General features: G+C 70.0%; 22 protein-coding genes. 10 read left to right on the top strand and 12 right to left on the bottom strand.

Annotation, left to right across the window (positions count from 1 at the left end):
* The first annotated feature begins 20 nt into the window (after window positions 1-20).
* Together ABD714_RS08305 and ABD714_RS08300 are read left to right on the top strand one after the other, a co-directional pair.
* The gene (locus tag ABD714_RS08305) at window positions 21-1,478 is read left to right on the top strand and encodes an NAD-dependent succinate-semialdehyde dehydrogenase (protein ID WP_344811846.1); all 1,458 of its coding nucleotides are present in this window, start codon (window positions 21-23) and stop codon (window positions 1,476-1,478) included.
* A complete protein-coding gene (locus ABD714_RS08300) occupies window positions 1,475-1,807 on the top strand; it encodes a LysR family transcriptional regulator (RefSeq protein WP_344811845.1) in 333 nt (110 codons plus the stop codon). Before ABD714_RS08305 ends, ABD714_RS08300 begins: the two co-directional genes overlap by 4 nt.
* 5 nt (window positions 1,808-1,812) lie before the next feature.
* Here ABD714_RS08300 and ABD714_RS08295 read toward each other — a convergent pair whose 3' ends face one another.
* Window positions 1,813-2,382: a TetR/AcrR family transcriptional regulator gene (locus ABD714_RS08295; RefSeq protein WP_344811844.1), complete on the bottom strand. Its 570-nt coding sequence runs from the start codon at window positions 2,380-2,382 to the stop codon at window positions 1,813-1,815.
* 71 nt (window positions 2,383-2,453) lie between these two features.
* On the opposite strand from ABD714_RS08295, the gene ABD714_RS08290 reads away from it, so the two are divergent.
* Both ABD714_RS08290 and ABD714_RS08285 read left to right on the top strand, forming a co-directional pair.
* Window positions 2,454-3,626, top strand: a complete 1,173-nt coding sequence (locus ABD714_RS08290) for a DUF418 domain-containing protein (protein ID WP_344811843.1) — start codon at window positions 2,454-2,456, stop codon at window positions 3,624-3,626.
* Between the two features lie 45 nt (window positions 3,627-3,671).
* Window positions 3,672-4,190: a VOC family protein gene (locus ABD714_RS08285; RefSeq protein ID WP_344811842.1), complete on the top strand. Its 519-nt coding sequence runs from the start codon at window positions 3,672-3,674 to the stop codon at window positions 4,188-4,190.
* Here the strand turns inward: ABD714_RS08285 and ABD714_RS08280 are convergent.
* From ABD714_RS08280 to ABD714_RS08245, 8 genes are all read right to left on the bottom strand, one after another.
* Window positions 4,085-4,813: an ion channel gene (locus tag ABD714_RS08280; RefSeq protein ID WP_344811841.1), complete on the bottom strand. Its 729-nt coding sequence runs from the start codon at window positions 4,811-4,813 to the stop codon at window positions 4,085-4,087. The genes ABD714_RS08285 and ABD714_RS08280 overlap by 106 nt on opposite strands.
* 90 nt (window positions 4,814-4,903) lie before the next feature.
* Complete coding sequence (locus tag ABD714_RS08275) at window positions 4,904-5,383, bottom strand: SRPBCC family protein (protein ID WP_344811840.1); 480 nt, start codon at window positions 5,381-5,383, stop codon at window positions 4,904-4,906.
* 153 nt (window positions 5,384-5,536) lie between these two features.
* Window positions 5,537-7,090: a biotin carboxylase gene (locus ABD714_RS08270; protein WP_344811839.1), complete on the bottom strand. Its 1,554-nt coding sequence runs from the start codon at window positions 7,088-7,090 to the stop codon at window positions 5,537-5,539.
* 53 nt (window positions 7,091-7,143) lie between these two features.
* On the bottom strand, window positions 7,144-8,211 hold the full coding sequence (speB, locus tag ABD714_RS08265) for an agmatinase (RefSeq protein ID WP_344811838.1): 1,068 nt from the start codon (window positions 8,209-8,211) through the stop codon (window positions 7,144-7,146).
* A 2-nt stretch (window positions 8,212-8,213) separates the two neighbouring features.
* On the bottom strand, window positions 8,214-9,716 hold the full coding sequence (locus tag ABD714_RS08260; RefSeq protein ID WP_344811837.1) for an APC family permease: 1,503 nt from the start codon (window positions 9,714-9,716) through the stop codon (window positions 8,214-8,216).
* 66 nt (window positions 9,717-9,782) lie between these two features.
* The gene (locus ABD714_RS08255; RefSeq protein WP_344811836.1) at window positions 9,783-11,243 is read right to left on the bottom strand and encodes a gamma-aminobutyraldehyde dehydrogenase; all 1,461 of its coding nucleotides are present in this window, start codon (window positions 11,241-11,243) and stop codon (window positions 9,783-9,785) included.
* A 10-nt stretch (window positions 11,244-11,253) separates the two neighbouring features.
* On the bottom strand, window positions 11,254-13,227 hold the full coding sequence (locus ABD714_RS08250) for a primary-amine oxidase (protein ID WP_344811835.1): 1,974 nt from the start codon (window positions 13,225-13,227) through the stop codon (window positions 11,254-11,256).
* A gap of 120 nt (window positions 13,228-13,347) precedes the next feature.
* The gene (locus ABD714_RS08245; protein ID WP_344811834.1) at window positions 13,348-14,550 is read right to left on the bottom strand and encodes a serine hydrolase domain-containing protein; all 1,203 of its coding nucleotides are present in this window, start codon (window positions 14,548-14,550) and stop codon (window positions 13,348-13,350) included.
* Window positions 14,551-14,642: 92 nt separating this feature from the next.
* On the opposite strand from ABD714_RS08245, the gene ABD714_RS08240 reads away from it, so the two are divergent.
* Window positions 14,643-15,764 (top strand): DNA glycosylase AlkZ-like family protein, encoded by a 1,122-nt coding sequence (locus ABD714_RS08240; protein ID WP_344811833.1) that lies wholly within the window; start codon window positions 14,643-14,645, stop codon window positions 15,762-15,764.
* Here ABD714_RS08240 and ABD714_RS08235 read toward each other — a convergent pair.
* The 3 genes from ABD714_RS08235 to ABD714_RS08225 are packed head-to-tail and all read right to left on the bottom strand — an operon-like array spanning window position 15,748 to window position 19,369.
* Entirely contained in the window at window positions 15,748-18,174 is a 2,427-nt protein-coding gene (locus ABD714_RS08235) for an ATP-dependent DNA ligase (protein WP_344811832.1), read from the bottom strand. The two genes, ABD714_RS08240 and ABD714_RS08235, sit on opposite strands and share 17 nt — an antisense overlap.
* A gap of 14 nt (window positions 18,175-18,188) precedes the next feature.
* On the bottom strand, window positions 18,189-18,701 hold the full coding sequence (locus ABD714_RS08230) for an NUDIX hydrolase (protein ID WP_344811831.1): 513 nt from the start codon (window positions 18,699-18,701) through the stop codon (window positions 18,189-18,191).
* Window positions 18,702-18,754: 53 nt separating this feature from the next.
* Complete coding sequence (locus ABD714_RS08225; protein WP_344811830.1) at window positions 18,755-19,369, bottom strand: GNAT family N-acetyltransferase; 615 nt, start codon at window positions 19,367-19,369, stop codon at window positions 18,755-18,757.
* A 188-nt stretch (window positions 19,370-19,557) separates the two neighbouring features.
* On the opposite strand from ABD714_RS08225, the gene ABD714_RS08220 reads away from it, so the two are divergent.
* The 5 genes from ABD714_RS08220 to ABD714_RS08205 form a co-directional block, all read left to right on the top strand.
* Window positions 19,558-19,962 carry a VOC family protein gene (locus ABD714_RS08220; RefSeq protein ID WP_344811829.1) on the top strand — a complete coding sequence of 135 codons (405 nt, stop codon included), beginning with the start codon at window positions 19,558-19,560 and terminating at the stop codon, window positions 19,960-19,962.
* Entirely contained in the window at window positions 19,959-20,240 is a 282-nt protein-coding gene (locus ABD714_RS08215) for a winged helix-turn-helix transcriptional regulator (protein ID WP_344811828.1), read from the top strand. Before ABD714_RS08220 ends, ABD714_RS08215 begins: the two co-directional genes overlap by 4 nt.
* A gap of 591 nt (window positions 20,241-20,831) precedes the next feature.
* The gene (locus ABD714_RS08210) at window positions 20,832-21,614 is read left to right on the top strand and encodes an SRPBCC family protein (RefSeq protein WP_344811827.1); all 783 of its coding nucleotides are present in this window, start codon (window positions 20,832-20,834) and stop codon (window positions 21,612-21,614) included.
* 200 nt (window positions 21,615-21,814) lie between these two features.
* Complete coding sequence (locus ABD714_RS23045) at window positions 21,815-22,267, top strand: ArsR/SmtB family transcription factor (protein WP_425562358.1); 453 nt, start codon at window positions 21,815-21,817, stop codon at window positions 22,265-22,267.
* A gap of 506 nt (window positions 22,268-22,773) precedes the next feature.
* Window positions 22,774-23,293, top strand: a 520-nt coding sequence (locus ABD714_RS08205; RefSeq protein WP_425562357.1) for a class I SAM-dependent methyltransferase, incomplete at its 3' end; no start/stop codon positions are given.

Below are 23,293 nucleotides of genomic sequence, written 5' to 3'. Positions count from 1 at the left end.
CGAACGGAAAGGGAGCACCGATGACCGACACGGGACTGCCGCAGGACCTGCCCACCGGCGTGCTGATCAACGGGGAGTGGTCGGGTGCCGCGGACGGCCGTACCGTCGCGGTGATCAACCCGGCGACCGGTGACGAGCTCACCAGCATCGCCGATGCCGCGCCCGCCGACGCCCGGGCAGCGCTGGACGCCGCCGCGGCCGCCGGCCCGGGCTGGGCCTCCACCCCGCCCCGGCAGCGGGCCGAGATCCTCCGCAGGGCCTTCGACGAGGTGACGCGCCGCAAGGACGAGTTCGCCCGGCTGATGACCCTGGAGATGGGCAAGCCGCTGGCCGAGGCGTACGGCGAGGTGACCTACGGCTCGGAGTTCCTGCGCTGGTTCAGTGAGGAGGCGGTCCGCATCGGCGGACGCTACGGGCTCAACCCCGAGGGCACGGGCCGGATCGTGGTGTCCCAGCGGCCGGTCGGTCCGGCCTACCTGATCACGCCCTGGAACTTCCCGCTGGCCATGGCCACCCGCAAGATCGCCCCGGCGCTGGCGGCCGGCTGTCCGGTGATCATCAAGCCCGCCGCCAACACCCCCCTGACCACGCTGCTGTTCGCCCAGCTGCTGTCCGAGGTCGGTGTGCCCGCCGGTGTGGTGAACGTGATCGCCTCCTCCCGGGCGGCCGAGGTCACCGAGCCGCTGCTGTCGGATCCACGGCTGCGCAAGCTGTCCTTCACCGGCTCGACGCCGGTGGGGCGCACCCTGCTGGCCCAGGCCGCGCAGAACGTGCTGCGCACCTCGATGGAGCTGGGCGGCAACGCGCCGTTCCTGATCTTCGCCGACGCCGACCTGGACGCCGCCGTGGACGGCGCCATGACGGCCAAGTTCCGCAACATCGGCCAGGCCTGCACCGCCGCCAACCGCTTCATCGTGCACGCCTCGGTGGCGGACGAGTTCGTCGCCCGGGTCACCGCCCGGGTGGAGAAGATGACCGTCGGCTCGGGCCTGACCGAGGGCGTCACCATCGGGCCCCTGATCGACGCCAAGGCGGTCGACAGCACCGACGCGATGGTGGCCGACGCTCTTGACCATGGTGCCCGTCTCACCACCGGCGGGGAGCGGATCGCCGGGCCGGGCTACTTCTACGAGCCGACCGTGCTCCGCGACGTCCAGCCGGGGAGCCGGCTGCTGCGCGAGGAGATCTTCGGTCCGGTGCTCGGGGTGACCACCTTCGAGACCGACGACGAGGCCGTCGCTGCCGCCAACGACACCGAGTACGGCCTGGTGTCGTACGCGTACACCACCGACCTGGCCCGGGCGCACCGGCTGATCGAACGGCTGGAGACCGGGATGATGGGACTGAACACCGGACTGGTCTCCAACGCCGCCGCCCCCTTCGGTGGGGTGAAGGCCTCGGGGCTGGGCCGGGAGGGTGGACAGGAGGGGATCGCGGAGTACCTGGAGTCCAAGTACACGCTGATCCCGGCCACGTGATCGGGCTGGAGGCGACCGTCGAGCTGCGGACGTTCCGCTACTTCGTCGCGGTGGCCGATGCGGGATCGGTCAACGCCGCCGCCCAGGCGCTGCACCTGACCCAGCCGTCGTTGGCGCGGCAGCTGCACCGGCTGGAGCGACGACTCGGGCTGCCGCTGCTGGAGCTGCGGGGCGGCCGCACGGTGCTGACCGAGGTCGGCCACCAGTTCCTGCCGTACGCCCGGGCCCTGCTGGCCACCGCGGACGCCACCCAGGTGGCCGCCCGGCTGCTGGCCGCGAACCTGCGGGCCGAGGAGCAGCTGACGCCCGAGGACGAGACCGCCGCCTGACCTGCTCAGTCCAGCAGCCGGTCGAGGGCCTGATCGAGCAGCCGCCGCGCCCGGTCCGGGGGCATCCGACCGGGCTCGACCAGGGCTGAGGTGGCGAGGCCGTCGACGAGGGCGAGCAGCGAGCCGGCGTGATCGCTCGCCCAGGCCTCCCCCCGGTCGGGGTGGACGGCCACGACCAGGGCCAGCAGCAGGCTCTCGACGTCCTGCCACTCACGGGCGTGCTGCGCCGCGGTGCCGGGATCGACTGCCGCCCGCGCCAGCCGCACCACCCACAGCACGCTGATGGACCGCGCCTCGTCACCCAGGCCGAGCAGCTCCCGGGCCACCACCCGCAGGGCGGCCCCGGGCGGGGTGTTCGGCGGGATCTCGCGGGAGAGCCGTTCCTGGAACCGCCGGGACGCGAGGTCCATGGCCGCCTGCAGCATGGCGTCCTTGGTGCGGAAGTGGTGCTGCACCGCGCCGATCGACACCTCTGCTGCGGTCGCCACCTTGCGGACGCTGACGCCCTCGAACCCGTCGCTGACCAGGAGGTCGACGACCACCTGGAGCAACCGGTCCGACGGCGAGACGCTCACCCGGTCATCTTTCCACCGATCACGGGACGGCAGACCATACGATCGTATTGTCCATCTGCTACGGTCCTGGGATGTCGACCGGCACCCTGCGCCCGACCCGCTACGCCGCCCTGGACGTCCTGCGCGGGACAGCCATCCTCGGCACGCTGGCCACCAACATCTGGATCTTCACCGATCCGGAGGGCCTGATCGGCTACATCAACGGCACCGGCGGAGACGGCACGCCAGCACCGTGGGCGCTCACCGAGGACGTCCTGCAGCAGCTCGCGCAAGGGAAGTTCCTGGGGTTGCTGACGCTGATGTTCGGCATCGGTCTGGAGATCCAGCGGCGGTCCGCGGTGCGCGCGGGCCGACCCTGGCCCGGTCGCTACCCCTGGCGGGCCTCGCTGCTGTTCCTCGACGGACTGCTCAACTTCCTGCTGGTGATCGAGTTCGACGTGCTGATGGGCTACGCCCTGACCGGGTTCGTGGTGGCCTACGTGCTGGCCACCAGCGAGCGGGCCCAGCGACGGGTCTGCGTCCTCGCCGGCGCCGTGCACCTGCTGGTGCTCACCATGATCACCGTGGCGTTCCAGCTCAGCCCGGTGCCGGCCTCGGCCCCGCCCGCGCTCGACCCGAACCCGTACGCCGAGGGCTCGTGGTGGGACCTGGTGCTGTTCCGGATCGACAACGTCGTGCTGTTCCGGCTGGAGACGGTGTTCATCCTGCCGATGTCGGTCGCGCTGTTCCTGCTCGGCGCCCGGCTGCTGCGGTCGGGGGTGCTGGAGCCACGCGGCGAGCGACTGCGACGACGACTGCTGGTGCTGGGGTCGGTGGCCGTGGTCGCCGACCTCACTCTCGGGCTCGCCCTGGAGCCGGCCGGCATCATCGCGGCACGGTACGGAACGGCCCCGCTCGTGGCTCTGGGGCTGTTGGCGCTGGTGGTGGAGATCGTCCGACGGCGCCCCGACGCGGGACCCGTCCGCAACCGGCTCGCCGACGTGGGGCGGATGGCCCTCAGCTGCTACGTGCTGCAGAACCTGGTGGCCGGCGCGATCTGCTACGGCTGGGGACTCGGCCTCGCCGCCGCGATGTCACCCGGTGCCAGGGTCCCGGGCACCCTCGCGCTCTACCTGGTCGTGGTCGTGATCATCAGCGCGTTCGCCCGGCTGTGGTTGCGCCGCTTCAGCCGTGGTCCGCTGGAGCTGGCCTGGTTGTGGTGCTTCCAGCAGATCGACCGGCGACTGCCGGCCCGCGCCCGCTGAGAGCGGCTGCTTCCCGGGGACGGTGCGGTGCGGTGTACTGCGGTGATGCACCGCATCCTCCTGCGTGAGGTCGTGATCGACACGCCGACCGCCACCTTCGCCGCCACCCGGCAGTTCTGGGCCGCCGCCCTGCTCACCGAAGCTGTCCAGGTCGTCGATCATCCCGAGTTCACGACGCTTCGGAACCCGGCGGCGTCGTCCTGGGTCGGGTTGCAGGACGTGGGCGGCGCGGACGCGCGCTACCACCTCGACATCGAGACCGACGACGTCGACGCGGAGGTGGCTCGACTGACTGCCCTCGGAGCGGTCAAGGTCGCGGACGGGCGGACGTGGGTGGTCATGCGCGATCCCTCCGGCCACCTCTTCGACGTCGTGCCCCACGCGTCGCCGATGTTCTCGGTCCGATCGAAGCAGGTGCCTGAGGAGCGCCGCAGCACTCGGCCGCTGCGACTCCCTCGTCAGACGGTGTCCGCGGCAGGTGGCTCGGCCCGGGACTGGCCGGTCCCCCGGATGTTGCGGCTGACCGTCAGCCCGACCAGCCGGGAGACGAAGAGCGCCACGTAGCCCACCCCGGCGAGCTGCTCGATCATCACCACCGATCGGGCGTGTGCAGTCACCGGGAGGATGTCGGACAACCCGGTGCTGGTCAGGTTGGTGAAGGACAGGAAGAGGAGCTCGACCCACGTCCGCTGAGCGAGGGGGTCGACGGCTGCGGTGAAGCAGCCGGGCTGCACCAGCTGGAGGGCGGCGAAGACGTACGCGAACGCCCAGGCCACCAGGGTGAAGGTGGCGCCCACCGCGAACAGCTCGTCCACGGTCACGTCGTGGTCGGCGAGCATGTAGACCATCAGGTTGCCGGCCGCCCAGAAGTAGAAGAGCGCGTGCAGGAGCGCCGACGGCAGGGCCAGGCCCCAGGACCCCTGGATCGCGTCGGCGATCGACAGGCCGGAGGCGGCGATGCCGAGCGCGATCGACACGAGGACCTGGCCGCGGCCGGCGGTGTGCCGGACCGACCAGATGGCCAACGCCAGCACGAGCGCCCCGAACACCTCGAGCAGGACGCGACCCTCGCCGCTGGCCGGCACGAAGGGGTAGAGGAGCACGCCGATGAGCTGGGCGGCCAGCAGCACCGCCGAAGGGTGCCGGAGAAGCAGGCGGGCACTGCGCGGAGCCTTCGCATCGGTCACCGGCGCGAGGGTACCGGTCATCGTCGAAAACGGCGTCGGTTTGGCGGCCCGTCCAGCGGCCAGGCGGGGTCAGGCGGGGCGACCGTCGCGTCACTCGTCGTCCGACAGGTGCTCGCCCAGCCGCTGCTCGAGATCGTCCAGCACCTTCGCGGCGTACCCCTGCCAGAGCCGGGCGAACGTGGGCAGCAGCCAGCGCGTCGCCGCCCGGCCGGTGACCCGCCAGGACCAGGTCACGCGAGTCCCACCGGGCACCGGGGCGAAGGCCCACCGACCTTCGACCCCGGCCACCAGCGCCCGCATCGGCCCGTGGACCCCGTCGAGCCGGTAGTCGAAGTGGTGCGGCGGCTCCACCACGAGCAGGGTCTCGTGCATCCAGCCGGGGCCCACCAGGTTCACCCGGCGCCGTTGACCGGCGGTCTGCCACGGCTCCGGTCCCTCTGTCGACCGGATGGGCGGCAGCGGGCCGTGCCAGCGGGTGAAGATCGTCGGCAGGGGCATCGGCAGCACCCGCGCGAACGTCCCCGCCACCTCACCCGGCACGGTCCTGGACGCGGACATCTCCTCGGTCATGTCCCGAGGGTCGCCGGTGCAGGCCTGTGCGTCAACGACCTGTGGTGCGAGGTCTTGCGTCGAACTCAGCTCGACCTGCCGCGAAGCGGCGCGACACGCCGCTCCGGGCGCCGGTCGAGCTGAGGTCGACGCAGTCGGCCGACCGAGCCGCAGCTACTTGACCGTGCTGTTGGCCGTCGACGTGGGTGGCTTGACGTCCCGCAGCGGGACCCCGGTGAACCGGTCGCGGATCGCGGTGATCAGGTGCTTGGCCCGGATGGTCAACGAGTAGGGGCCGTTCCCGATCGCGTGCTGCATCCGGCCCTTGGCCACGATGACGCCCATGTCGGCGCCCTTCCAGCGGTAGTCCCCGGCTCCGTAGATCCGCAGGAAGAACGCCTCGTCCTCGTTCTGCAGCTGGTGCCAGTCGAGCGCGGCGCGCTTGAAGACCAGCGAGCCCGACCGGTCGACGGTGTACTGCCCGGTCGGTGCGGACTCGGTGAGCAGCTCGACGACCGGCGACGTCTCCTTGACGATCATGTGGCTCCACAGGTCGACGGCGGCCAGCTCCCGCCACCGCTCGTTGATCTCGTCGATGTCGAGGTCGAAGTCCACGTCGGAGAACTCGAGCAGGTGGAAGGCGAACAACGGCACGTCGGCGTACGCGCCGGCGGTCACGTTGGTGATGGCCGAGGCGCCGCTGATCCGCGGGTTCAGCTCGCCCAGGTAGCACTCGTTGTCATCCACGTCGACCAGCACGTCGACCTCGAAGAAGCCGCGGTAGCCCTCCTGGCCGAGCCGGTCACCGAGCCGGCGGACCAGGTCCCCGGCCCGCCGCCGGAGGTCGTCATCCAGCACGTCGGGGAACATCTCGTTCCCGCACCAGCCGCCCCGGTACGGGGTGAGCTCGGGGTGACCGGTCAGCTCGGTCATGAACGGGCCGACGATGGTGCCGTTGCGGGTCAGCACCGCCTCCACGGCGATGGGGCGGTTGTTGATCCGCTTCATCACCTTGACCTCCTGGCCGACGATGTCCTCGGCGTTCTTCTTCCAACCCGCCTCGTCGTCGATGAAGAAGGTGGTCTTGCCCGAGTCGCCGTACGCGGACTGCACCACCAGGTCCGAGCCCAGCCCCGCTTCGGTCGACTGCCTGACCAGGTCCTCGTAGTCGGTCACGGTGGTGAGGATGTTGGGCACGCTGGGCGCGCCGACGTCGTTGCCGAGCCGGGTGGTGACCAGCTTGGAGTCCAGGTGCTCGCGCAGCTCCGCCGAGGGCAGGATGAGGTCGTAGCCGAGCTCCTCGCAGATGCTCTCGGTCTCGGCGTCGAAGAACACCATCACGATCTTGGGCCGGACACCCGGTGGCCGGCGGCTGGCGATGAAGGCCAGCACCTCGGCGTTGGAGAGCAGCCAGTTGTTGATCTCCTCGCCCGACTCGAACTCGATGTAGGGCTTGCGCTTCGGGGTGAACACCCGAGGGTGTGCCCCGTCCCAGCCGTCGTAGTAGGCGATGTAGGTGAAGTTCCGCACCCAGCGGTCGAGTCCGAGCAGGTTGAACGGCGTGGCGCCGACGAAGTAGATCGGCACCTCGTTGGTCCGGAAGTAGTGCCGGACCTCGGACATGTTGCGTAGCGGTCGGTGTTGGGGGCTGTCGCCGGGTCCGTACGCAGCGTCGTTGCTGAGCGGCACCTCGGCCGTCACGGCCTCGATCTCGGGATCGGTGGTCATGGTGTCTCTTCCTGGTCGGGGTACAGGCTTCGGGGGGTTCGGAGGGTAGGGGGTCAATGGTGGTGGTGACCGTGGATCTCGCCCCGGGGGATCGGGGCGTTCCGCTCGCTGAGCAGCGGCAGGGCGGGATCCCAGTGGGTGCCGTCCCGTTCGTCGCGGCGCTTGCGGGCGATGGCCGACAGGGCCTCCAGCACGACCCGGTTGGCCAGGGCGGCGGTGATGTCGGCGTGGTCGTACGGCGGGGAGACCTCGACCACGTCCATCCCGACCACCGGCAGCTCCAGGCAGATCCGGCGGACGGCGTCCAGCAGCTGGCGGGAGGACAGGCCGCCGGGCTCGGGGGTCCCGGTGCCCGGCGCGGCGCCGGGGTCGACCACGTCGATGTCGACGGACAGGAAGACACCGTCGCACTCGTCGGTCGCGATCGCGAACGCCTCGGTCAGGCACGCGGTGAGCCCGCGGTGCCCGATCTCGGTCATCTCGTACGAGCGCATGTTCTGGGCCGCCATCCAGTCCAGCGTCTCCGGCGGCGGCCAGTAGCCGCGCAGCCCGATCTGCAGGAACCGGTCGCCGCGCAGCGCTCCGGACTCGATCAGCCGGCGCATCGGCTGACCGTGCCCCCAGAGCGAGCCGAACTCGATGTCCCCGGTGTCGGCGTGCGCGTCGAAGTGGATCATCGACACCCGACCCTGCCCCAGCACGTTGGCGCAGCCCTTGGCGTCGGGGAACGCGATCGAGTGGTCGCCCCCGAGGGAGACCGGGATCGCACCGGCCTCGACCACCTTCTGCACGGCGGCCTCGAGAGCCGGTAGGGCCACCTCGATGTTGCCGGAGTACATCTCCACGTCGCCGGCGTCGTAGACGTTCAGGTCGGTCAACCCGTCCGCCCGCAGCGCCAGGGAGGGCCGTGAGCCGTCGTGCGGGAGGTAGTCGGTGCTGCGGATGGCCTGAGGTCCGAAGCGGGTGCCGGACCGGTACGAGGTCCCTCCGTCGAAGGGGGCCCCGAGGATGACCACGTCGGCGTCGGCGTAGGACCCCGGATCGTCGAGGTCGCAGCGCCGGACACCGAGGAAGGTGATGTCCGGGCCGAACTGGGGTCCGCGACCCCCGTGCGGGGACATGATCAGAACTCCAGGTGCTCGTGCTGCTTCATGGCGTGAGCGGGCTCGTGCTTGAGCGTCTCGCCCCGGAAGAAGGCCGGCTGCCGGCCCCGCATCACCAGCATCACCACGATGCCGATCAGGATCAGCCCGAGACCGAGCACCAGCACCAACCCGATGCCGAAGAGGCTGGCGCCGCTGCCGTAGTCCGGGCTGGCGCTGTCCCTCAGGGTGATGATCAGCACGAAGAACAGACCGAGGCCGCCGAGGAGCGGGAACGCGAACTTGAACACCACGTTGAAGGCGTTGTCGAACAGGGTCCGGCGGAAGAACCAGAGGCAACCGAAGGCGACCAGACCGTAGTAGAAGCAGATCATGATCCCGAGCGACAGGATCGTGTCGGTCAGCACCCGCTCGCTGAGGATCGTCATCGCCGTGTAGAAGACGGCGGCGGCGGCGCCGGCGGCGATGGTGGCCGTGCTCGGCGACTTGAAGCGCGGGTGGACGGTGGCGAACCGCTTCGGCATGGCGCCGTAGGCGGCCATGGCCAGCAGGGTCCGGGTGGTCGGCAGGAACGTGGTGATCAGGCTCGCCGCCGAGGACGCCAGCACCGCGAGGTAGAGACCGAGCGCGAGCGGCATGCCCAGGATCGGCTCGGCGAGGTTGCCGAAGACGTTGTCGGAGACCTCCTCGTTGCGCAGTCCCAGACCTGTCTCGCCGAGACCGGCGAACATCTGCATGGCGACGGTGACCATCAGGTAGGTGATCAGGATGGACACCACGCAGAGCAGGGCCGCGAGCCCGGGGCCGCGGTCGGAGTCCTTGGACTCCTCGTTGACCGTGAGGGCGGTGTCCCAGCCCCAGAAGCCGAAGATGGATCCGGACAGACCGACGATGAAGGCGGACAGCCCGATCCCGGCGGGGGAGAACCAGGCCCAGCTGAAGTCGGCGCCGACCCCGGACACCTCGTGCTTGGCGAAGGCCATGATCGCGAAGATGACGAGCATGATCATCTGGAACGAGACCAGGACGATCTGCACCTTCTCGGTGGCGTCGATGCCGCGGTAGGCGACCCAGGTGGCGACGGCCAGGAAGGCCAGACAGGTGAGGACGTTGATCGGCTTGTTCTCCCACAGCGCGCTGATCGACTCCGAGCCGACCGCCGCGCCGATGAACTGGTAGAGGAACTGGACGGCGACGCCGGCGAGGTTGGAGAGCACGATGATCGTGGCGATCACCGCGGTCCAGCCACCCAGCCAGCCCACGTACGGGCCGAACGCCTTGCTCGTCCAGGTGAACGAGGTGCCGCTGTCGGGCATCACCTTGTTGAACTCGCGATAGGCGTACGCCGCGAAGAACATCGGCAGGAAGCCCGCGATGATCACCACCGGCGTCTGCGCCCCCACGGCCATGGCCAGGATGCCCACTGTCGCCGTGAGCACGTACGCCGGTGCCACCGACGAGATGCCCAGCAGCGTGCCGCCCAACAGCCCGACGGCATTGCTCTTCAGACCCTTGTCTGCCATCTCCCGTTTCCCCCTTCGCAGGTGGGGCGAGCTGTCAACCCCCGCCGGTCAGCTCTGGAACCGCGGCTACCCCTCGAAGCCGTGGTACTGCATGACGTGCTTGATCCGCGTGTACTCCTCCAGGCTGTACGAGGACAGGTCCTTGCCGTAGCCGGAGTGCTTGTAGCCACCGTGCGGCATCTCCGCCTGGAGCGGGATGTGGCAGTTGATCCAGACGCAGCCGAAGTCGAGCCGAGCCGACATCCGCACCGCCGTGGTGGCGTTCGCCGACCAGACCGAGGACGCCAGCGCGTACTCGCTGTCGTTGGCCTTGACCACCGCGTCGTCCTCGTCGGTGAACCTCTGCACCGTGATCACCGGGCCGAAGACCTCGGTCTGGATCAGCTCGTCGGACTGGTCGAGGTCGGCGATCACCGTGGGGGCGTAGAAGTAGCCCCGGTCGCCGACCCGCTGCCCGCCCGCCACCACCCGGGCGTGGTCGGGAGCCCGCTCGACCAACCCGGCCACGTGGCTCAGCTGGTTGGCGTTGTTGATCGGCCCGTAGAGCAGGTCGTCGTCGTCGGGGTCGAAGCCGGTCCGCGTCCCCTGCGCGGCCTTGGCCAGCTCGGCCACGAACTCGTCGTACACCCCGGCCTGACACAGCACCCGGGTGGCCGCCGTGCAGTCCTGACCACCGTTGAAGAAGCCGCCGACCGAGATCCCCTCGACCGCGGCGGCCAGGTCGGCGTCGTCGAAGACCACCACCGGTGCCTTGCCGCCGAGCTCCAGGTGAGCCACCTTCAGGTCGGCCGCAGCGGCGGTCGCCACGGCGATGCCGGCGCGGGTGGAGCCGGTGATGGAGACCATCTGCGGGATCTTGTGCCGGGTCAGCGCGGCCCCGGTGTCGCGGTCGCCGCAGACCAGGTTGGCCACGCCGGCGGGGAAGATGTCCTGCATCTTCTTGACCATCCACACCGACGACGCCGGGGTGGTGTCGGAGGGCTTGAGGACCACGGTGTTGCCGGCGGCCAGGGCCGGGGCGAACTTCCAGACCGCCATCATCATCGGGTAGTTCCACGGCGCGACCTGAGCGACCGGCCCCCGCGGCTCGCGGCGCACGTAGGAGGTGAAGCCCCGCATGTACTCGCCACCGGACTTGCCCTCCAGCACCCGGGCGGCACCGGCGAAGAACCGGATCTGGTCGACCATCGGCGGGATCTCCTCCGACATGGTCAGCCCGAAGGGCTTGCCGGTGTTCTCGCACTCGATCCGCGCGAGCTCCTCGGCGTTGTCCTCGATCACGTCGGCCAGCTTCAGCAGGTACTTCTGTCGCTCACCCGGAGTGGACCAGCGGTACTTCTCGAACGCGCGACCCGCGGCCTGGAAGGCGTCGTCGACGTCGGCCTCACCGGAGTTCGGTGACGTGGCGTAGACCTCACCGGTGGAGGGGTTGATCACCTCCAGCACGTCGCCGGAGGACGCCGGCCGCTCCTCGCCGTCGATGATGTTGCTCAGGACCTGCTGGTCGGACGCGTCGCCTGCGGTCATGGGGCGTTCCTCACTCGTGGTGGCAGCTGGCTGCCGGTGTGCAGTGGGCGCTGGTCGTCGCCGGGGCGTCCAGCGACGGGTTCGCGTCGAAGAAGCCGAACGGCTTGAGCCAGAAGGAGATGGTGTCGGCGGGCATGATCGGCCAGTCCTCGACCCGGGTGACGTGGTGGATGCCGAAGACGTACCAGAGCACGACGTCTGCGCCCTCCAGCGGGGCGTCGTCGGCGATCCACCGGCGGATGCCCTGGGCGTGCGGCTCAGCCCCGGCGGTCAGGTCGGACTCCGACTGGGTCGGGTAGTCGCCGGCCGGCCAGCGCTCCTTGTCGTCGTGCGCCGTCACCCAGAGCGTGTGTCCGATCACCGAGGCCCGCTGGAACACGGGGGAGGACTCGTCGATCATGGCCGGGATGGCGGCGCCCGGAACGATCTTGTACGCGGTGTTGGTGCCGTGCCGGTTCTTCTTCGTCGGGTTGAGCACCTTCCACGCCCGCTGGGTCTCCCACTTGTAGTCGCGGCCCGACTGGCTCTCCGAGGTGATGGTGGTGGACCGCGTCGTGAGGGCGAGGCCGTACGGGTTGGTGGCGTCGATCGGGGCGGCGACCGAGTCGACCTCCACCACGGTGTTCTCCTCGCCGTCCACGTCGAGGTCGAGCTTGGCCACCAGGAAGTGCTGGTGGTACGGCGCGTACGTCCGGGTGTCCACGGTGGTCCCCCAGGGCGAGGAGTCGCCCTCGGCCGCCATCGGGGTGGTCACCATCAACCCGGTGGCCCGCACCTCGCACTCGATGTTGCCGTCGGCGTAGAAACGCCAGTAGATCAGGTACTCGTAGTTGGCCACGGTGGCGTGCGCGGAGACGACCATCCGGCGCATCCGTCGGACCTGAGCGCCGGTCTCGGGATCGACGTGCTTCCACAGCACGGCGTTGTCCTCCTCGTGCAGGCAGAGGGCCTGCTTGATCACCTGCGGCTCGCCGGCCGAGTCGGGGACGACGGCGTCGGCGTAGACGATCTCGCCCAGGCAGTCACAGCCCAGCTCCAGCGAGGTGGTCATGTAACCGAGGCCCCACTCGCCGATGTCGAAGGCGGTGCGCCGGTAGTGGTCGTAGCCGGAGTCGCGGTACGGGACGACCATCTCGGCGAACGACATCCGGTAGGCCACGTCGCGCTTCTCCCCGGTGAACGGGTCGTCGAAGGCGACCTGGTGGATCACCGGGCCCTCGCGGTAGTTGAAGCCCAGCCGCATGGTCCAGTTCTGCCAGCGCAGCTCGTTGTCGTCCAGGGTGAAGGAGACACCCTCGGGCTGGGTGATCTCCAACGACTTGACGTCGGTGCGCGCCGGCACCCCGGTCACGGCGGGGTCGTACTCACCCTGCACCTCGGGCAGTCCGTGGTCGTGGTGGTCCTCGATCTCGAGCACCTCGTTGGTGTTCATGTCGACGATGATCTTGAGACCGGACACCGGGTGCGCGTACGGGTTGCCGGTGGGGGTGGCCCGCAGCCAGATGTCGCACCACCCGAGGCGACGATCACGCCACTGCTCGGGCATCACCTGCCGGCCGTAGGTCCAGACGTCGAACAGGACCAGGGACAGGTCGGTGATGCCACGTCCGGCGAGAACCGCCCGCACCTCGGGGTGCTCGTGCAGCACGTGGTCGATGTCGTGGTACTCGTCGACGGTGAAGTTGGGGCACACGCCGGGGACGTGGGTCCAGGACTCGACCCGGTCCCCGGTGAGGTCGACCACTGCCTCGTAGACGTCGTTGGTCGCCTTCTCCCACAGCACCGCGAGGGAGCGGCGGGTGATCGGGTCACCGCTCGACCACGCCTTGACCTCGGCCTTGGCCGGCTCGGCCAGCTCGATCGAGGCGAAGCGCCAGGCCGGTGACACACCCTTGTCCCGACGCAGGATGACCGCAGTGCTGCGGAACTCATCCTCCGAGAGCGGATCGAGCGGGTGTGCGGACATGTCGGAGCGCCTCCTCATCGGCTGAGAGTAGGGCTCATGGTGTCAACGGCGGTGCCGGGGGTCAATGGCCCGCGGTGGCGGTGATCATGCCTGTCAGGCTTACCCGGTCCGGCTCCGGTGCGGCCGGCGGGCTCCGGCTCAGGCGCCGGCGACGTCGGCGCTGATCGCGTCGAAGGCCGCCACGGTGGAGAACAGCTTCCAGGCGTTCTGCGGTGTCGGCCAGCTGGAGAGCTTCGCCGCGACGACCCCGGCCCCGGCGTTGACGTAGATCATCTGGCCGTGGATCCCGAGGCAGAGGAGCACGGGTCGGCGGGCGTCGGGGATCCAGAACTGGTTGCGGTAGAAGCCGCCGGGCATCCGGTTGTCGCCGGGGGAGTCGGCGAACGCCTGCACCGAGTCCGGCCCGCCGGCGAAGCTGTCCTCGATCCACCACGACGGCACCACCTGCTCCCCGGTGAGCGAGGTCCCGTGGCGCAAGATCATCAGCCCGAACCGGGCCAGGTCGCCCAGGGTCGCGGACATGCCGCCGTCGAACATGCCGCTGCCGGCGGAGTCGACGCCGATGTTGGCGTCGAACTCGGCCCCGATCCGCGACCACACCAGCTCGGACACCACCTCGACGAACGGGCGACCGGTGGCCGCCTCCACCACCCAGCCCAGCACGTCGGACTCGCAGCTGCGGTAGTCGAACGGGCCGCCGTGCGGACCGTCCTGGACCAGGCTGACCAGGAAGTCGCGGAGGGTGCCGGGCACGTCGGGAGTGAGCTTCGGGGCCCAGCCGAACGCCTGCTCCAGCACCCGCACCTCCGCCGTCGGGTCCAGGTAGTCCTCGGAGAAGCGGATACCGGAGCGCATGTCGAGCAGGTGGCGGACGGTCGCACCGGCGTAGCCGGAGTCGTAGAGCGCCGGGACGTAGTGGGTGGCCGCGGCCTCGGTGTCGATCACGCCCTGGCCGACGAGGGCGCCGATGGTGATCCCGACGACCGACTTGGTCACCGACATCATCAGGTGCTGGGTGGACGGGGTCATCTCCCCCGCGTAGCGCTCGACGAGGACCTGGGGGCCCCAGGTCGGGTGATCAAGGATCACCAGCCAGCCGTCGGTGTCGGTGCCCGCCATCACGGCGTGCAGCGAAGCGGTCTCACCGTCGTGGGTGCGCACCGGCAGCGCGTCCGGCTCGTACGCGATCCGGGGCAGTCCCGGGGCCGCGGTGCCCCGGGAGATCAGGGCGGTCGGGAAGATCTCCGCCATGTGCTGGAAGGTCCAGTTGAGCTGACCAGCGGACTGCCAGTTGTCCAGGGTGACCGGGAACGGCGGGCGCCCCGACCCTGATCCGATCATCGACCTGCTCCTGGTTGCCGGGGACTCACGAGGGCTGAGGTTACCTCCGATGACCGGTGGCTGTTGTCACAGCCGTGGTCCACGATGGTGAGATGGACGTCACGCGTGAGCAGGTGATCGGGCACCGGATCGCGGCTCAGCAGCTGGATCGCGCCTCCTCGATGGGGCGGGCGGTGACGGAGGCGGCGATCCTCGATCTCGGAGTCCAGGACACCGGACGCGACGGAGCGAGCTGGGCGCTGGCCAACCGCGGTGTGCCGTTGGCGTCGCCGTCGGCCCTGGTCACCTCCGATGATCTCGCCCTGGTCTGGAGCCTGCGGGTCTCGCCGCACTACTACCGACGGACCGAGCTGGTCGACGTGATGACCGCCGTCTCCCCGTTCGACGAGAGTGACGCCACCCGGCGGCTGGTGGGCGCGGCCGATCCGGTCGCCGCGATCGGGGTGGGGGTGCCCGCGGCGATCGCGACGGTGGCCCGGGCCCAGCGGGCCCTGGTGTCCGAGCCGATGGTCAAGGGTGAGCTCTCGACCCGGCTCACCGCCGAGCTGCCCGAGGCGTACGGCTCCTGGTGCAAAGGGTGCGGGGTCACCCACGTCCCCGAGTCGCTGTTCCGGTTGGCCGCGCTGTTCGGGGGGTTGGAGCTCGAGCCGGCCAGCTCGCCGCCGGTGCTGCGCCGGATCCCCGGCTGGCCCCGGCGCCCGGCCGGTGTCGCCTCCGACCCCGCCGCCGCACCGGCGCACCTGCAGGTGGTCCGCGGCTACCTCCGTCTGCTCGGTCCGGCCACGCCGGCCGAGGTCGCGGGGTTCCTGGACACCACGACGGCGGTGATCAAGGAGCACTGGCCCGAGGACGCGGTCGAGGTGCGGGTCGAGGGCAGGAAGAAGTGGTTGCTGGGTGAGCTGCAGGAGCCGCAGCCGGTGGTCCGGCTGCTCGGCCCCTACGACCTGCTGGCCCAGGGCAAGGACCGCGACCTGCTGGTGCCGGACCCCGCCCGTCGCAAGCAGCTGTGGCCGACCCTCGGCCGGCCGGGCGCGTTGCTGGCCGACGGCGAGATCGTGGGGTGGTGGCGGCCGCGGGCCAAGGCCCGCACCCTGCAGCTCGAGATCGAGCGGTGGCAGCCCCGAGCGGTGTCCACCGACGCGATCGAGGAGCAGGCCGAGCGGCTCGCCGCCCACCGCGGGCTCACGCTGGGGTCGATCAGCTCTCCCAGCTGACGTCGGCGGGCGTCTTGTCGGCCCGCAGCCCCTTCCACACCGGGTGCCGCAGCCGCCCCGGTCCGGTGAGCTCGGTGTAGGTCACCTCGCCGACCAGTGTCGGCTCCACCCAGTGCGCGTCCCGCGCGTCCTCCCGCGGGACGTCGGCGAACGGGCTGGTGGACCGGCCCAGGTCGGCCAGCAGCCGGTCCATCACCCCCAGGGCACGCCCACTGAACCCGGAGCCGACCCGGCCGACGTAGCGCAGACCGCCGGCCTCGGGCACTCCCACCAGCACCGAGCCCATCGAGCCGTCCCGGCGACCCTGACCGGGACGCCAGCCGCCGACCACCACCTCCTGGCTGGCCAGCAGCTTGATCTTGCGCCAGGTGTGCGCGCGCCGGCCCGGCTGGTAGACCGAGCCGTGGCGCTTGGCCACGACGCCCTCGAGCTGCAGCGCCCGGCTCGTCGCGAGGGCCGCCTCCAGGTCGCCGTCGAAGATCGGGGGGACCTGCACCCGTCCGCCCACCGGGGCGGGGAGGAGCGCGTCCAGCAGCTCCCGCCGACGCTCGTACGGTTCCCCCACCAGCGATCGTCCGTCGTGCTCCAGCAGGTCGAACACCATCAGCTGGGCCGGCCAGGTGGCCGCCGCGCGAGCGATGTCGCCCGGCCGGGTGAGGTTGATCCGGTTCTGCAGCAGCCCGAAGGTGGGACGTCCGCTCTCGTCGGTGACCACGATCTCGGCGTCCAGCACAGCTGTCTGCACCTTGACGCCGGCCAGCGCGGCCACCAGGTCCGGGTAGGCAGCGGTGTCGTCCCGCCCGCTGCGGCTGACCAGCCGGACCTGACGGCCCGCCAGGTAGACGACCGAGCGGATCCCGTCCCACTTCATCTCGTACGCGTAGTCGTCCTGGCTGCCCTCGATCTCGGCCGGGGTGGCCGGGGTCGCCAGCATCGGCGCCACCTCGTCGGGGAACGGGACGACCTGTCCGCCGTACGCCGGCTTCTCCGTCATCAGGTGCAGCAGCCAGTTCTTCTCCGCCTGGCCGCTGCCGCTCCCGGTGTGGATCAGCGCGTACGACCGTTGCTGTCCGCCGAGACCCCCGGCCGGCTGGCCGTGCAGGGTGACGATGACCTCCTTGCCGTCGCGCCACTTGTGCAGCTCGTACGTGCCGGAGTCCCAGATGGCGACGTCCCCGCCGCCGTACTCGCCCTTCGGGATGGAGCCGGCGAAGGTGGCGTACTCCAGCGGGTGGTCCTCGGTCTGGACCGCGAGCCGGTTGTCCCCGGTGTCGGTCGGCGGTCCCTTGGGGACCGCCCAGCTGACCAGGACCCCGTCGTGCTCCAGCCGGAAGTCGTAGTGCAGTCGTCGGGCGTGGTGCTCCTGGATGACGAAGGTGTCACCGGCTCCGCCGGCGGGGGGTGTGGCGGGCACCGGCTCGGGCGTCCTGGCCGGGTCGCGCATGCTCCGGTAGGTGGTCAGCCGGTCCACCGTGGCGGTGTGCTCCGCCCCGGAGGTCGGGGTCGGGGTCGGGGTCGGGCCGGCCATCGCCGCCAGCGGATCGGGTTCCGCTGCGACCCGGCGCAGGACCTCGGCGTACTCGAGCTGGCCGAGGTCGGGAGCCGCCAGCTCGGCCCAGGTGCGCGGGGCGGCGACGGTGGGCCGCAGCCGGCCCCGCAGCGAGTAGGGCGCCACCGTGGTCTTGGCCCCGTTGTTCTGGCTCCAGTCGAGAAAGACCTTGCCCGCCCGCACCGCCCGCTTCATGGTGGCGGTGACCAGGTCGGGGTGATCGGCCTCCAGGGCGCGGGCGAGCTCGCGGGCCACCTCGGTGGCCTGGTCGGAGTCGAGGCTGCCGTCCAGCGGGGCGTACAGGTGGATGCCCTTGCTGCCGCTGGTCACCGGCACCGGAGCGTGACCGATGTCGGTCAGGATCTCCTGCGCCCACCGCGCGACCTCGGCGCACTCGGCCAGCCCGACGCCCTCCCCGGGGTCGAGGTCGAGCACGAGACGGTCGGGGGGCAGGACCTGTCCCTCGCGGCCGAAGCGCCACTGCGGCACGTGGATCTCCAGGGCCGCGAGCTGACCGAGCCAGGTCAGCGTGGCCAGGTCGTCGACGACCGGGTAGAAGTTGTCGTGATCACGGTGCGCGATCTTGAAGCGGGTGACCCAGTCGGGGGTGCCCTTGGCCAGGTCCTTGTTGAAGAACACGGTCGGCTCGTGGCTGCCGTCACCCACCCCGTCCGGCCAGCGCTTCCGGGTCGCCGCGCGGTCGACCAGGTGCGGCAGCATGACCGCGGCGATCTCGGCGTAGTAGCCGATCACGTCGGCCTTGGTGGTGCCGGTGCTGGGATACAGGACCTTGTCGAGATTGGTCAGCTTGATCACGTGACCGTCGACGGTCACGCTCTGCTCGCTGCCCGAGGAGGCCATGTCCCGACCCTAGATCAGCTTCGGTGGCCGTGCTGTGGGATCGCGAGTGCCTTCTCGATCATCACGCGCTGGTTGCTCAGCACGTGCTCGGTGGTCGTACGCAGGTCGTCCAGACTCCACCAGCGGTAGCCGAGCGTGGTGGCGACCTCCACCTCCTCGAGGTGGGCGAAGCTGATGGGGGTGTCCTCGGCGGTGCGCTCGTCGCTGTCCGGGATGTCGATCACGTAGTAGGACTGGGCCTGCTCGATCACGAACGGCGGCCAGGTGAATTCGACGGTCTCGGCGCCGATGGGGCCGCGGAGCTCTGCGGCCTCGGCGCGGAGACCGGTCTCCTCCCACAGCTCCCTCACACCGGCCTGCTCGACGCTCTCGTCGTGCTCGATCCCTCCGCCGATGGTGACCCAGAACGGCGCGTCAGGTGCGTCGGGCTTCACGCACTGCAGCAGCAGAACCCGGCCTGCGGAGCTGACGGGCAGGACGCGTACGGCTCGCCGGTTCAGCCGCTCGGGTCCGTCGTCATCGGTCACGAGGGGTTCCGCGGTCGGGCTCGGGTACCGGCGCGGTCCTCTGCCGGAGGGCATCACCCGCGGGCCGGCGGGATGGTCTTGCGCATCACGGTCTTTCGCAGGCCGAGGTGTCGCTCGAAGGTGAAGCCGGCTTTCTCGAACATGGCTCTGGTGCCGTTGTGGAGGAACGAGGACGAGGTCTTCTTGCCCGGGACGAGCTCGTTGGGGAACGAGACCACCTCGCCGCCGCCGGCCAGCGCGATCAGCTCCAGGGCTCCGTCCAGCGCCTCCCGCGCCACACCTGAACGTCGGTGGTCGCGATCGACGAAGAAGCAGGTGATGCGCCACGGTGCCGGCCTGGTCTCGCCCGCGTCGTACTGCTTGCGGTGGTAGATCCCCGGCAGCTCGGCAGGACTGCCGTACTCACACCACGCGATCGCGTGGTCGCCGTCGAAGACGAGCGCCGCGTGTGCGACGCCCTCGTCGACGAGTCTCTTCTTGAACGTCGGGCCGTCGTAGTCCCGCTTGACGGTGGCTTCGGTGTCGCCGTGGAAGTACGAGCAGTAACAGCCACCCCACACTCCGTTGTGCTTCTGGGCGAGCGCCAGCCAGGCAGGAAAGGTCTCCGGCGTCAGCGGCTTGATCGAGTGCGGGGCCGTCACTCCACCCTCGCCCGCCCCACCGACCATCGGGTCATCATGCCAGCGGAGGGCGCTGGTGTCACCGCTCCTACCGGTCCACTGCCGGCTGGCCGCTCCACCTGCTGGCGACCTGTCGGAGCGACTCCCTCGACGACGTGCTCTCAAGTCGACGCCGGAGTCACGTCGAGTCAGGCGTAGCTCTTGACGGCGCACTTGCATTTTGCAAGTGTGTCCGCATGAGCCTCTTCATCACCTGCCCGGTCGAGAGCGTCGAACGCGCGACCGCCTTCTACACCGCCCTCGGCTGGGCGCTGAACCCCGAGATGTCCGACCACAACGTCTCCTGCTTCGCCATCGCGCCCGAGCAGTACGTCATGCTCGGCAGCCGGGAGATGTACGCCGGTGTCGGGGGAGTCGAGGAGCTGATCGGCGGAAGCCGGACGCCCTCGAAGGTCACGGTCTCGTTCGATCTGGGGAGCCGCGAGGCGGTCGACGACCTCGTCGACCGCGCCGGCGCCGCCGGCGGGCGGATCGGTGACACCGACGACTACCCCTTCATGTACCAGCGTCAGTTCGACGACCCGGACGGCTACCACTACTCACCGTTCTGGATGAAAGAGGACGCCGCACCGAGCGCGTGAGCGACCTCGCCGCTGCGCTCGACGTCGTCGGAGCACGGTGGGCCCTGCTCATCGTGGAACGGCTGCTCGACGGGCCACAACGCTACGGCGATCTGCAGCGCGACCTCGGCGTGCCGACGAACATGCTCGCGACCCGTCTGCGCGAGCTCGAAGCCGCCGGCGTGCTGCTACGCCTCCCCCTTCGACACAACACCCGGGCCTACGCGCTGACCGATCGCGGGTTCGCCCTCCGCGAGGCGATCGTCGCACTCGGCACCTGGGGCGGCAAGGACACCTAGGGCGACGCGGCCTGCCAGCCGACCCCTCGTGCCGAGCACCTGCAGCGACCGACCGGCTTGCGCGCTCCCCCCTCGGTCACGGCTCAGCGTCGCAGTGGGGCCCAACCACCGTCGTCCTGAGTTGCGCGCACGTCGAGGGTCTCGCCCTGGAAGCCGGATAGCCACAAGTGGTCCAGCTGCGACCAACACAACTGACGTGACGGAGGCAGGGCCAGTCCTCGCGGCTCACCATTCGTGGTACGAACGGCGAGCATCCTGGCGCCGCAGCGACGACGAGGATGGTGAGCAGGCCGAGACCGGCGATCAGCCGAACAGCTCACGGCCCGGGTCACGTCGCCAGACCAAGGGGAGCCGCCGACGAGCAGCACGGGCCCCCTGCGGCAGGATCCCCAGGGAGAAGACGGTGGCCAGCGCGATCGATGCGACACACCACCAGCGGGCGGCCTCACGGCGGGTGCGCACCCAACCCGGGACAGTCTCACTGCGTTGCTTTCGACGGCGCTGATCGCGCCCGTTGCTGTCAGTGGAGATATGTGTCGGTCGCGGTGAAGTGGGTATGACGTCGGCACAGGACGAGCGCGAGGAGGCGCCATGAGCACCAAGGTCGAAAAGTCGATTGAAGTCAACCTGCCGGTTTCCACGGTCTACAACCAGTGGACCCAGTTCGAGGACTTCCCCCGGTTCATGAGTGGAATCTCCAGCGTGACACAGCTGGGTGACGACCGGTTGGAGTGGGTGGCCGAGATCGCCGGCGTCCGGCGCCGCTGGGAGGCGAAGATCCTGGAGCAGGTTCCCGAGCGCAAGATCGCCTGGGCGGCGACTGAGGGTGCCACGAACGCGGGTGCGGTGACGTTCCAGGATCTGGGCGGTCGCACCCTGGTGCATCTGTCGTTGGAGTACGAGCCCGAAGGCATGGTGGAGAAGGTCGGTGACAAGTTGAACGTCGTCGAGAACCGAGCCGAGGGCGACTTGGAGAAGTTCAAGACCTTTGTGGAGTCGGAGGGGTACGCAACTGGTGCGTGGCGCGGCTCTGTCGATGCCGGCGGCACTGGCGGAACGGCGCGCATTGAAGACGCCGACGCTTCCCGGGGCGACCAGGGGAAAGCCGGAGTGTCGGGTAAGGCTGTCGCCGCAGGGCTGGGTGTTGCGGCCGCCGCGGCTGCGGGGCTTGCCGCGGCCAGCAAGAGCAGCGACTCGACGACGCCGGTCGAGCGGGTCGATCCCGTCGACGTCGCACCGGCCGAGGTCCCGCCCTCGGAGCCCGCTCGCGTCACTGGTGAGTCCACCCCGGCACGAGTCATCTCCTACGAGGAAGCGAGCGAGATCGTCGAGAACGCTCAAAACCTGCCACCCAACGAGAACGACAACACATAGGCCCACCAGTAGGGCCGGCTGATCGACCCCCACCACGCCAGCCTGGGCAGCAAACCGGGTGCCGGCACCGAGGGGGCGGTTACGCCTCGCGCAGCCGACCCCCGTTCGGCGGGCGGCCCTGACATCCGCCCGCCGAAGCCGAGGAGTCGGAAGAGGCGAACAAGGCCTCAACTTCTCCTGTTCCAGATCCCACTCGATGGATGACGGCGAAGCATCACCTGAATGCAATGAATTCGCGCGCTCGGTCCTCTCAGCGCGCGCTCGATGCATGGGCGCTCCTCGGGGATGCGAGCCGCCGAGCCATCATTGAGCGTCAGTCCCAGAGTCCCTGCAGTGTGGCGGAACTGGCCGACGACATGCCGATCAGCCGGCCGGCGGTGAGCCAGCACCCCACGCTGCTGCGCGAGGCCGGGATGGTGCGCGATGACCCCACGGGCGGCAGATCAACCACTACCTCGTGGCACGCTCAGTCGTTGTGCCCGAGAGGTCTGCCGTCGGGATTCAAGGGTGGAATCGCGCTGACCGACGCCACCATTCACCACCAAGACATCAGACGAGCCCTCGGCCTGCCGCGAACCATCCCCGCACACCGACTCGTCCCGGTCCTCACCTCCTCCCTGAGGGCCCCACGTTGCCCTCCCAAGGCAGCGTGAAGGGACTGCGACTCGTGGCCACCGACGTCGACTGGACCGCCGGCAAGGGACCGGAGGTGACCGGACCGGCGATGCACTCCCGATGGCTGCCGCCGGCCGCGGCGAGGCCTTGGACGATCTCAGCGGAGACGGCCTACCCACCCTGCACAATCGGGTGCGCCGGCGCTAGGGGGATGCGATAGCGAGTGCGGCCTCAGCGGTGGAGGCGAGGTTCGGCAGGCCGAGGTGATGTCCCGTCTGGCGAGTCTGTGGTTTCCGTCACCCGAATTGGGTATCGTCCGACCCTCAACCGATAGGGCGTCCAGATCGAGCCACCCACCGAGGTTTTCCACGCTCACGAGGCGCCGGGGAGGCCGCCCACCACTCCACGGGAGCCAGCATGCCGGACGACAGCGGCCGCACGGTTGGTCGGGCGCGGACCCGCGCCGAGGCGCGGCTGCGCGCGGCGACCAAGCGGGCGAAAGTGCGTTGGACCCCCCCCGCGCTCGGGTGGCGTTCGGTCCACGGTGAAGTACGCGATCTCCAGGGTGCTGCGCCCGTACGATCGGCACGTCCACGAGGTGCTCGCCGGCGTGGTCACCGACGTGCGCAAGGCCACCCTCGCTGTCGCGGATGAGGTCGACGCCTTGCACGACGAGAAGGCGGCATTCGATTCGTTCGTCAGCCCGGACATGGACAAGGCGGGCTTGGAGCTGCACGCCAAGCGCTCGCGCTTCTGCAGCTACCTGGGCGACCATCTGGCGGTCTGTCGTGTGCTGGGCAACATGAAGATGTTCGTCGACACCCGCGACCACGTCCTCGCCCCGCATCTGATGACCGACGGTTACTGGGAGTCCTGGATCACGTTGGCCATGTTGCGGACCCTGAAGCCCGGGATGGTCGCGATCGACGTCGGCGCGAACTACGGCTACTACACGATCCTGATGGGGCGCAGCGTCGGGCGTACGGGCAAGGTCATCGCCTTCGAGCCGAACCCGCACCTGGCCAACCTGATGCGGAAGTCGCTGTGGATCAGTGGGATCCGAG

This window comes from Microlunatus aurantiacus, from assembly GCF_039536605.1.
GTDB lineage: Bacteria > Actinomycetota > Actinomycetes > Propionibacteriales > Propionibacteriaceae > Microlunatus > Microlunatus aurantiacus.
Note: the sequence above shows the minus strand (reverse complement) of the source record. Positions and strands in the feature narration are given on the sequence as shown.